Source organism: Oscillatoria sp. HE19RPO (genome assembly GCF_024220515.1).
In the GTDB taxonomy this organism is placed as follows: domain Bacteria; phylum Cyanobacteriota; class Cyanobacteriia; order Cyanobacteriales; family Laspinemataceae; genus Laspinema.
The window spans coordinates 1-10,700 of the sequence record NZ_JAMXOT010000052.1 but is presented as its reverse complement, the minus strand read 5'-3'; the positions used below and the strand labels follow the sequence as shown (position 1 = coordinate 10,700).

At 51.2% G+C, this 10,700-nt stretch carries 10 protein-coding genes; 5 read left to right on the top strand and 5 right to left on the bottom strand.

Features of this window, described 5'->3' with window-relative positions; translation table 11 throughout:
- Positions 1-81 (bottom strand): transposase DNA-binding-containing protein (locus NG833_RS30945; protein WP_375293885.1); only part of this gene is annotated, 81 nt, incomplete at its 3' end.
- A 396-nt stretch (positions 82-477) separates the two neighbouring features.
- Here NG833_RS30945 and NG833_RS06120 point away from each other — a divergent pair.
- The 4 genes from NG833_RS06120 to NG833_RS06105 all read left to right on the top strand — a co-directional run bounded on the left by NG833_RS06120 (position 478) and on the right by NG833_RS06105 (position 7,242).
- Positions 478-3,909, top strand: a complete 3,432-nt coding sequence (locus NG833_RS06120) for a tetratricopeptide repeat protein (protein ID WP_254564424.1) — start codon at positions 478-480, stop codon at positions 3,907-3,909.
- A complete protein-coding gene (locus NG833_RS06115; RefSeq protein WP_254564423.1) occupies positions 3,906-4,349 on the top strand; it encodes a hypothetical protein in 444 nt (147 codons plus the stop codon). The genes NG833_RS06120 and NG833_RS06115 overlap by 4 nt, the downstream gene beginning before the upstream one ends.
- Before the next feature lie 111 nt (positions 4,350-4,460).
- Positions 4,461-5,747 carry a hypothetical protein gene (locus tag NG833_RS06110; RefSeq protein WP_254564422.1) on the top strand — a complete coding sequence of 429 codons (1,287 nt, stop codon included), beginning with the start codon at positions 4,461-4,463 and terminating at the stop codon, positions 5,745-5,747.
- 736 nt (positions 5,748-6,483) lie between these two features.
- Positions 6,484-7,242 (top strand): hypothetical protein, encoded by a 759-nt coding sequence (locus NG833_RS06105; RefSeq protein WP_254564421.1) that lies wholly within the window; start codon positions 6,484-6,486, stop codon positions 7,240-7,242.
- A 192-nt stretch (positions 7,243-7,434) separates the two neighbouring features.
- On the opposite strand, the gene NG833_RS06100 is transcribed toward NG833_RS06105, so the two are convergent.
- From NG833_RS06100 to psbX, 4 genes are all read right to left on the bottom strand, one after another.
- On the bottom strand, positions 7,435-7,965 hold the full coding sequence (locus NG833_RS06100) for a Tol biopolymer transporter periplasmic protein (RefSeq protein ID WP_254564420.1): 531 nt from the start codon (positions 7,963-7,965) through the stop codon (positions 7,435-7,437).
- A gap of 283 nt (positions 7,966-8,248) precedes the next feature.
- Positions 8,249-8,821 (bottom strand): hypothetical protein, encoded by a 573-nt coding sequence (locus tag NG833_RS06095; protein WP_254564419.1) that lies wholly within the window; start codon positions 8,819-8,821, stop codon positions 8,249-8,251.
- Positions 8,822-8,972: 151 nt separating this feature from the next.
- Positions 8,973-9,782, bottom strand: coding sequence for a Ycf66 family protein (locus NG833_RS06090; RefSeq protein WP_254564418.1), 810 nt, complete (start codon positions 9,780-9,782; stop codon positions 8,973-8,975).
- Between the two features lie 217 nt (positions 9,783-9,999).
- Complete coding sequence (gene psbX / locus NG833_RS06085; protein ID WP_254564417.1) at positions 10,000-10,119, bottom strand: photosystem II reaction center X protein; 120 nt, start codon at positions 10,117-10,119, stop codon at positions 10,000-10,002.
- Between the two features lie 202 nt (positions 10,120-10,321).
- Between psbX and NG833_RS06080 the strand changes: the two genes are divergently transcribed.
- Entirely contained in the window at positions 10,322-10,606 is a 285-nt protein-coding gene (locus NG833_RS06080; RefSeq protein ID WP_254564425.1) for a YggT family protein, read from the top strand.
- Positions 10,607-10,700 lie beyond the last annotated feature (94 nt).

Sequence of the window (10,700 nt, the reverse complement as noted above, 5' to 3'; positions counted from 1 at the left end):
CATTTTTACCAATCGCTGAAGAAGGCGTTTATCCCCGAGGTTAGCATATTTCAGTTCGGATGCGGCCCAAGACTCCACCATCTTATTTCTCCGGCTTATTGTTTCATGAATGAGACCCTCAATGCTCTTTTTCCTTTATGTTAGTTTTAGGAAACATAGCTCGTTGGGAGGCTCCCTTTCTATTCTAGAATATGGCTACCACACTTAAGTATGGAGCTTAAGTGTGGTAGAGTCCCACCCTTCGGGGTAAATTATCCCGCTAACCAATACTGGCATTAGGTTTACAAGATTGTTAAGAAAGATGCGAGTAACGCATAGCCTTAGCAAGGGGAGGGCTAGGGTGGGGTTCTTCTCTCCGGTCCCCTAACAATTCAGTCGTGAAAGCATCAGCCAGAGGGGTACACCTGGGGTACAGTAAAAGAAAGTCGCCCCAACGACTTTCCTGATGGTTGTTCACTCATAGTTCATGGCACTAGGATGTTAGGTAGACTTTGGCGTTGGTTGAAATCCACAGTGGCTCGGTGGTTGGGAGGGGGACGAACAGCCACCCCGCCACCGCCACCGCCGATGAATCCCCTCAGTGATACTCAATATGAACAAGTCTTTCTGAAACTGCTGGATGGAGTGGCTCAGGGATGGGACTCGGGACGGGTATTGGACTATCTGGGTGAGCGAGTGGATGACCGCTTTTTTCACAATTGGCTGATGCGCTTTGGTCGCGATCGCCTTCTCCGTTCCCCCCGTCCTCAACGGGAACGCGCCTCGCGGATGGTGCGGTTGGGGGAACTCGGCAGTGGGAAAATCGGCGAGTTGGCTCATCAGTATGGGGCGCAGAAGTTGGCTCAACCGTTGTCCCCCCTGACGGAGGCGGAGCTTGAGTCATTGTTCCCGGAGTTGTTGCAACAGCGACACCAGGGATGTGAGGCGGTGCTGGAGTGGTTGCAGGAGTGGGAACCTCGGGCCCAGGAGAGGGATTGGTTGGACTGGTTGGAGAAGGCGGGGGAGACTTGGTTGGCGAACCCCCCAGAGGCGCGGTTTGTTCAGGCGTTGCAGGAGTTTGGCACTCTGGAAGTGCCCCTAGCGCAACAGGTGGGGGATTGGGGACAACAATTGCAGGAGCATTTGAGGGTTAGCTCGCCTCCAACGGCGACGGAGGAGACTGGGGAAATAAAATTTCCAGAGGCACGTCAAGGGGAGACTGGGGGCAGTTCAGGAGAGACTGGGGTGAGTCAGGGGGGTTTGACAGTTGAGAATCCGGAAGTAGTAGAGGCATTGAAACGGATATTTGAGCGATATAACGCTGGTGATTATGAGGCGGCTCTGAGGTTAGCCAATGAGGCAATTGAATCCTTTCCCGATCAGTGGATGTTGTGGGGTGTTCATGGCGAGTTGGTGTATAATTTGAATCGCTATAAGGATGCTGTTGCCAGTTATGACCGCGCCCTTGTCCTCAATCCTAACTTTGTACAAGGCTGGTCTGACCGAGGCATTGCGCTGGATAACTTAGGTCGCTATAAGGATGCTGTTGCCAGTTATGAACGCGCCCTTGTCCTCAATCCTAATGATGCAAAAGTCTGGTATAACCAGGGCAATGTGCTGGATAACTTAGGTCGCTATAAGGATGCTGTTGCCAGTTATGACCGCGCCCTTGTCCTCAATCCTAATGATGCAAAAGTCTGGTCTGTTCGAGGCATTGCGCTGTATAGGTTAGGTCGCTATGAGGAGGCTCTTGCCAGTTATGACCGCGCTCTTAGCCTCAATCCTAGCTTTGCAGAAGATTGGGTTAACCGGGGCCTTGTGCTGAATAACTTAGGTCGCTATGAGGAGGCTGTTGCCAGTCATGACCGTGGCCTTGTCCTCAATCCTAACTTTGCAGCAGCCTGGTCTGACCAAAGCCTTGCGCTGGATAACTTAGGTCGCCATGAGGAGGCTCTTGCCAGTTGTGAGAGTGCCCTTGTCCTCAATCCTAACTTGGCAGCAGCCTGGACTAACCGGGGCATTGCGCTGTATAGGTTAGGTCGGTATGAGGAGGCTGTTGCTAGTTATGACCGCGCCCTTGTCCTCAATCCTAATGATGCAAAAGTCTGGGGCAACCGAGGGGTTGCCGCCGGAGGGTCCCGAGGATGCTTCGATTCCGTCACCCTCCCCCCTCACCTGCAAAACCCCGCCCTCGACCAACGGGGGTATGAGGGACAGTTAGCCAGCTTTGAAGAAGGGTTGAAACATTGTCCCCCCGACCGTGACCCAGAAGGGGCAGGATGGTTGAATTACAATATAGGTCTCGCCCATTATGGCCGAGGTCGCCAGGACGAGAACCCTTATCCCTTCTGGCGAAAAGCGGTCACTCGCTACAACGCCGCCCTCAACACCCTCAGCGAAACCCACTCCCCCGAACAGCGACTCAAAACCCTGCGAGACTTGAGCCGCGTCCTCTTTGAACTGGGTCAACTTGACGAAGCGGCGGAAGTACGGCGTCAGGGGTCTGACCTGTTGCGCCGCTTGATTCAACAATGCCCCAGTCCGGGGAAACAACGACTACTGGCCCTGGAATTTATAGACTTCCAACAGTTGACCGTTGACCTGGAATGCCAAGACGGACATTTTGTGAGCGCCCTGATGCTGGCGGAACAAGGCAAAAATAGCTGTTTGCGCTGGTGGCTGTCCGGTTGGATGGAGGAGATTCCCAGTCCTGACTTCCCGAGTCTGCAACAGTATCTCTGCCGTGAGAAGACGGCAGCGGTTTACTGGCACATCAGTCCTGCGGCCCTGACCACGTTTCTGCTCAAACCCAACCAAGACCCCATCCCCCTCCTAGCTTCAGAGGACAGCGATGCGCCTTTCCCCAGACTGCGACAATTACTGGCATGGGAGAAGTGGGTCGATACCTGGAAACAGGACTATCAAGACTATCGCAGCGGTAAATCGAAGTCCGATTCTCCCAACCGAGACCATCCCTGGCGTCAGCAGATGGACTCTCGCCTGCAACAGTTGGGGGAGATTTTGCGGATTGAGGCCCTGCTGGCGGAGTTGGCCGATGAGGAGATTGACCATCTGATTTTACTGCCCCACCGGGACTTGCACCTGTTCCCGCTGGAAGCCTTATTCCCCCCCCACTACAGTCTCCTCCGCCTTCCCAGCGCTCAGGTGGGCATGACCCTGGCGCAACAGCCGGTTGCCCCCATCACCTCCGAGGCTCCCCTGCTGTTGGTGGGATATCCCGACAGTCAGGGACTCCCGCTTCTGGAATTTGCCGAGTTGGAGACAGAAAGCCTGGGGCGGCGGTTTCAGCGGGTGCAGCCTCTGTGTGGTCCCCAAGTCCATCAACAGTCCCTCACCGACGAACTGCACCGGGAGGAGTATCGGCTGATGCACTTTACGGGACATGGGGGCTACGATTTTGACGCGCCGGATCAATCCTGGTTAGCCTTATCGGGGGAGGAGTTTTTGCGGGTTAGGGAGTTGCTGGATCTGCCCCTGACGGGCTATCGTTTAGTTAGTTTGGCCGCTTGTGAAACAGCCATGACCGGCCAGAAATCGATTACGACCGACTATGTGGGTCTCAGCAGTGGCTGGCTGATGGCGGGGGTCTCGTTGCTGTTGAGTACCCTCTGGACCGTGGAATCCGCAGCGAGTATGGTGTTGACCCTGAAGTTCTATGACCAGGTGCTGGCGGGAGTCCCGGAACCCCTGGCCCTGGCGGAGGCGAAACGGTGGTTATCCCACTGTGATGTGGCGGGGTTACGGCAGTTTTACGAGGCGGAACTGGAACGGTATGAAGCGGATGATGGGGTGGTTCGTCCTTCCCTCCTGGACCAACTGGATTCCCTTGAGGGAAAGGACCCCCAGGCGCAACTCTATGCTCATCCTTATTATTGGGCCGCATTTATATTAACTGGAGATACAAAATGATCACACCTCTCACTCGCGTCACGCTCAAGGCATTTCTGGCGGCTGTTTGTTCTCTGGAGGAGTCTCTTCCGGATGCGGTTCAGGCGGAGATTCGGACGGTGGGTCAAACGGGGGAGTATGGTCGCTTGGATGCGATCGCCCGCAACTGTCCACAGTTGAAAACCGCCTATCGTGAAGCCCGCCAAGCCTTAAATCACCCCAGTCAGGAACGCAACAAGGGGGGGGATTTTCGACCGGATAAGACGCCTGAACCCTTCAATACAGAAACGGAGAATTTCGCTCGCAATATTGATGGGTTCAAGGATATGCAGGCGTTATTGGACAAGATTGAGGCGGAAATGACGGGAAATAACGCCAATGGGTCAGAGGTTCCGGAGAAGATTGAGCGGATTCTGACGGAGGAGGATTGTTTTGCGATCGCCCGTCAAGTGTTTCCGTAAAGTCCTTTAAAAACCCCGCAGGCTAAAGCCTGGGGCTACACGGACGAAGCCCGCCTGCGCGGGCTAATACAGAAAATCTATTTTTAACAACCGGATTTGGACTCATGTTGTATGGATGAACAGGATTGGCTACGATTTCTCACCCTCGACTGGTTTCTCTACGATTTGTCGGAAGAGTCATCAGAAACCGTCGCCTCTAAGGAGTTTCCCCCTGCCGGAGACCTTCCCGAACCCCTGGATGGTTATATTAGACATGAGAAAATTCAAGACAGTCAAATGGTTCAAATTGACTGTTCCGGAATAAAGTCCGAGGTCAAATCGCTTCAGGAACTAAAAAACATCCAACAAACGGTTATTAAATATAGTGAGAAACCGGAGAAAACCTCCCTGGGAAAACTGGGGTCAAGTTGGCTGGTTTGGGGACAATTAATGTCCGATGAGCAATCCCCAGTGAAGCTGGCGCAAGAGATTTGTACTCAATTACAGTTTGAGGGAACTTCTCCCAATTGGCAAGTGGATTTAATTGCTCACGGTCCTTTGTTGGGGGCGACCCTGTATGAACTGTGGTGTCCGCCCCAGGCACAAGGGGAGGGAGAGAGTTATCATCTGTTAATTTGTTTATTTGAGAGTCACTGGCGAAAAGAAGCCCTACAAAAGCGCGTGGGAAATCTTTTGAACCATTGCCAATATTTGTTTTTATACCGCCATAAAGTAGTCTGGGCATTTCAACAAAGTCGCCGCTTGCGGGAGTCGTTAGAACAGCCATCCCGTCTCGTCCCCCAGGTGACGAATCAGAGTTTAGCCCGCCTGGAACAGTCAGAGGTGAATTTGACCGAATTACAAGACCATTTGCGCCAAAGTTTGAATCTGTTGGCGGTGTATGCAACCCAGCTTAATTATTTGCAGGAACAACGCCACACCATTGAAATTAATTTAGAGAATTATCGCCAGCGGGTTATCAAATTAGCTGGATTATCGGCGCAAGATAGTCCAAAAACCCCAGGCGAAAAGGTTGGGGGATGGCAAGGTCAAGGGAGTTCCTTGCTGTTTGAGAAATTTAGTCAGTTTGCTGAAAACAAGTATTTACGGCAAATTGAGCGAGATTATAGCAGTTTAAGTCCGGGATTGTTGTTAGTTGAAAATTCAATTAAAGCGGTTGAAAGTCTGAATCAGATAGAACAAACTCGCAGCGATCGGCGTCTGAATACCACCCTCACCATTGCCAGTGTAGGGGTAGCAACCAGTGCGGTGGTAGCAACGGTGATAGTGGCTACACCGCCCCCGAATCGCCGTCAACTAGAGTTTCAAATCACCACAATTTTGGGAAGTTTGATATTAGGCGGAGTAATGAGCCTCGTGGTTTGGGGTTGGGGTTGGTTACACTGGCGGCGCAAATGAGGGCATTCGGGGAGTGTGAGTTTCTCCGAGTTTTAGAGTCAAAAAAGAGCAGTTGATGAGACTTATTGCAACATTATCAACACCGGCGGGGGATAAATCCCCCGCCTCATAGCTAAAGTCGGTTAAAAACCGACTGCAAGTCTTATCCCGTGGTTGTTTTCAGTCGGTTTCAACCGACATTTTGCAACATTATCAACACCGGCGGGGGATCAATCCCCCGCCTCATAGCTAAAGTCGGTTAAAAACCGACTGCAAGTCTTATCTCGTGGTTGTTTTCAGTCGGTTTCAACCGACTTTAGCTGTTAGGCGGGGGTTTGAACCCCCGCCGGGTGTTGCCACTCACAGGAGGCGATTCCCTACGGGATAGCTCCGCTTACCGCACCTGTATAGCGACTGAAAAACCCTCTTTCTTCATGACGTGGCGATCGCGCCTATACGAGAACTCTCCACCCACTCATTCATCTTGACGTGCTTAAGCGCATCAAGAGGACCCCACCCTAACCCTCCCCTTGCCAAGGGGAGGGGACCGGAGGTAATTTAAAATGTGAGGTAAATTCCCCCTGAACGTAAAAAACTTACTATTGACTACCGGAGAATAGTTTATTTTGTGGAGTTCGCTGATAGGTGCAGTCCGTGAATTGCGTTTACCTTCAAAACCTGAGATTAAAATAGGATTTTGGGATTAAATAGCCGTAAAATTTTAATAACAGTCTCAATCTGCCTGTCTCAATTCACCATGTCTGACTTACACCATCCCAATCCGGCCCTTCCCGGCATCGAACTCTTAGAACAAAAAATTAGCCGATTGCCGATTAAAAAATTTAAGTGGGACCCGACGAATTCCCTCGGGTCTTATTTAGAAATGTCCGTGGATATGGTGAATATCGAGGAGGTGATGAAGCTAAGTAAAGCCTTTATTTTAGATAAAAATCTAGTCGGACTTACCTTACTGTTCAAACAGTTTTGGCAACGCTTTGAGGAGGAGGTGAATCAGTTGCCGACGAAAAATTTTAAAATCGACCCGTTTCATGGGTTTAATCAATCAGCGACTTTATTTGTTCAAGAAGTTTATGTGGAATTAAAGGATATCCAGACCACGATTCGGAAGTTAGAACCCGTCTGGACCGAGATAGAACAGGTGAACTCGGTTTTATTATCGGAGGTGATTCTGACCAAAGAACGGCAATTGTTGGAAGTTGTGGAGAGTCCTATCCCGGAAGCTGTACCCTTGCCGCAGTTGGTGGGGAAAAAAGATGAACTTAAAAGAGGGAGGGCAATTCGGGACCTGGCAGTTGGTTATTTCCAGGGGTCGGTGTTGTGCAGGGATTGGTCACCGTTCTTGCATTCCCGCTTGGATGCTGTGATTGCAGAGGTAGATAACGCTTCTTGGTGGATTGAGAATGAACATCGTTTAGTGCGTGGGATTTTGTTGAAAGTTAGTCAGTCTTTAGATGAGTTGTTGTTTGCCGAGTTGCAACAACTGGCGGAGGGGTGAACGGATGGGGTTGGGTTGGGTTTACGATGATGAAATAACCCGGAAACGACTGAAGTCGTTACTACGAACACCGGAGGGATAACGCCTGAAGGCGTTACTACGAACAAAAGAGGGATAACGACTGAAGTCGTTACTACGAACAGCAGGAAGATAACGACTGAAGTCGTTACTACGAACTAAGAAGGATTTGGGTTAACGGGGGGTGATGGGGATGTCTAGGGGTTGACCCGATCGCGCATTGAGAATCATGAGATCCCATTGTCCGTTGGCACTGGATTCAAAGGCGATGGTACTGCCATCGGCGCTGATGACGGGATTGCGAACTTCTGCTTTAAAGTTTTCGGTGAGGTTGCGTAACTGACGGGTTTCGCGATCGTGGAGATAAATATTGGATTGTCCCTGACGGGTTCCGGCAAAGACGATATAGCGTCCATCTTCGGAGATGCCTGGGTGGGAGGCGAGGATATCCAGTTGGTTTAATCCGGGGATATCGACGAGGCGGCGATTGTTGCCATCAAAGAGGTAGACATCTTGTCGTCCCTGGCGATCGGAAACAAAGGTGATAAAACGTCCTGAGATTTGCGGGGTGATATCATCACTGGGACTATTTAAACTCCGTCCTGAAGCATCAAAGGGAAAGTTCAGCAGACGCGGATAGGTGGTGCAGCTACTCAAAAGACTGACCAGGGAAACCATTGGAATTAACAGAAAGCGCTTCACCATTTCACTGTTTTGTAATGTCTATAAAAACCCGCAGGCTGAAGCCTGGGGCTACACGGACAAAGCCTGCCTACGCAGGCTGAAGAGAACATCCACGTTTAACACCCGGATTTGGTATCAAAGACCTACTTTATTGTGACAGCCCGCGCAGGCGGGCTTCGTTCGTATAGCCCCAGGCTTCAGCCTGCGGGATTGTGCAATTTTACTATGCAATTTTACTCTTCAGCCCGCGCAGGCGGGCTTCGTTCGTATAGCCCCAGGCTTTAGCCTGCGGGTTTCTGCAATTTTACTGCGGTCCGGTAAGGGAGAAACCCGAGGGAACGCCATCAATCAGGTCTAATTCAATACTGGGTCCGCGATCGAGGACTTCGATATCCCATTGACCACGACCGCCACTTTCAAAGACAATATAACGACCGTCGGGGCTAATTTTGGGATTGCGAATCCACCCTTGATAGGGTTGGTAAATGACTTGAGAACCTCCGGTGATGCGATCGTACAAAATGACCGAGGCGCGACCTTGATTATTGGTGAGGTAGACGATATAACGGGCGGTGTTGCTGATGCTGGGACTATCGGCGATCGCATTTTGTCGGTTCAACCCTGGTAAATCGGCAAACTGTCGATTTTGTAAGTCATACAGCAAAATATTTCGGCTGCCGTTGCGATTGGAGACAAAGGCTAAAAAGCGCCCATTGGCACTCAAGGACGGCTGTTCGTCGGTATAGCGACTATTTATAGAAGTTGGCCCGATCGGGATATTGGTGGGGTTGCATCCGACTAAAAAGCTGCCAAAACTTAACCCAAAAACTAGGGTTAGGCCCTGGCGGAGGAGGTTTTTTGGAGCGAATCTGTTCACCTTGGTTTTTCCCAGTTGAGGACAGGGACGCCACAATTTGGGGGGGAATGGCACGGACGGAATCAAATCATATCAAATTAATAAAGGGGCAATTAACAAAGGGGCGATCGCCATCCATTGCCCCCGATCGCCCATTTCTGTCCCCGATTGTTTAATAATCGAAATTCCCCGAATTATCTTGCTCGCGATCGTCATCTTCTACGGAGTCGATCGGCTGATAATCTACATAATCACTGGGTGCCGGTTCATCTTCCGGTGCAGGGGGTCTGCGGGTCCGTTCCTCTGGGGGAGGAGTCCGCGAGGGTCTTGCACCTGGGGGTCTTCTACTCCCCGAACTTCCCGCACTTGATGGCGGACGCCGAGAGGTCCGTTCCTCCGTTGTATCCACCGTGGCCTCCCATTCTGGATAGGAGGGACTTGTGGGGGGGCGTTCCGTTGAGCGGGGACGACGGGTCCGGGTACTGGGATTGGTGCGATCGGCAGGGGACCGGCGACTGGGTGGCCGTCTGGGGGCCTCATCCGCATAATAGGGATTGCGAGCCGCTCTGGGGTCCTGAGTCCCTTTGATCCGGCGTCGGGTGGGATTTGCCTCGTAGTCGGATTCGATTTCGTCGAGTTCCGCATCCACTCGGTAGACACTACTCACGGGACGCTCATCATCTACAATTCGCCCAGATTGGCGCTTCGCCTGATTGGTGGTGACACCGCGCAAGCGAATGTTGTCAAAGGCAAAGTAGATTGCTGACCCCCCAAGCAGAATCTGACCAAACTGCATAATCGGGTCAAAGCGCCATCCGTAAAAGAACAGAATGCCGCCACAAAGTAACCCCACTGCTGCAAAAAACAGATCCGTATCTCGCGATAGTTCGGGACGCCATGAGCGGACGGCATAGAGTCCGGCCCCACCGATGGCGATCGCGATTCCGACGATACTCGCTAAGTTGAGACTAAAATTTACCATCTGCTCTCTCCTTCATCATTTTTATGTTAGCGAGTATCCCGCTAAATCTCCACCTACTCCTGATTCGCTTGGATTGTGATCAGCATAAGTTTGGCTGTTGTCCTTCGTCAGTTGCCCTGGGCGTTGAGCGAAGAAACCTCAGCGTATAGAGAGCACCTCACCTTCATCGATGGGTTGGCGATCGCTATACGCTGAGGTTTCCATCCAGTTCGCCGGTTTAGAACCGTTGCACTTTATCTTTCTGGCTGATGAAGATGAGAGCAGCAGTGGCGGGGATCACGATCAGGACCGCACCCCAGAAGAGGCTCCAAAACAGGTTGGCGAGTGATGGCGTCATAGTGTCTCCTTAAACAAGATTTACATTTCTATCATTTTATTAAACCGTTACCGCGTTGAGAAGTCCAGTTTCTTGCAATTCCAAAACTCCATGACTCAGGGACTCAGAGGTAGAACCAACCGCAAGGGACTACACCAAGGGGCAGGGATTGAAATACAATAGAGTGAACAAGGCTGTAACAAAACTTAAATTTTTACTCATGATGACATCGGTTGCGATCGCCAGTTGGATCATTGGCCCCCTCTTAGTCATAATGACCCTATGCTTCATTTTCCGAATTATCCTAACCTGGTATCCCCAAATCGAACTGACTAAATTTCCCTGGATCCTGATTGCCCTCCCCACAGAACCCTTCCTAGCTCCCACCCGCAAAATCATCCCCCCCCTAGGCGGTGTAGACATCACCCCCATTATCTGGGTCGGCATCATCAGTCTCCTGCGAGAAATCCTCTTGGGTCAGCAAGGGTTGTTGAGGATGATGATGTAGGTCATTGGTCATTTGTCATTTGTCATTTGTCATTTGTCATTTGTCATTGGTCATTGGTCATTGGTTAATGGGGGAGATGTTCGTAGTAACGACT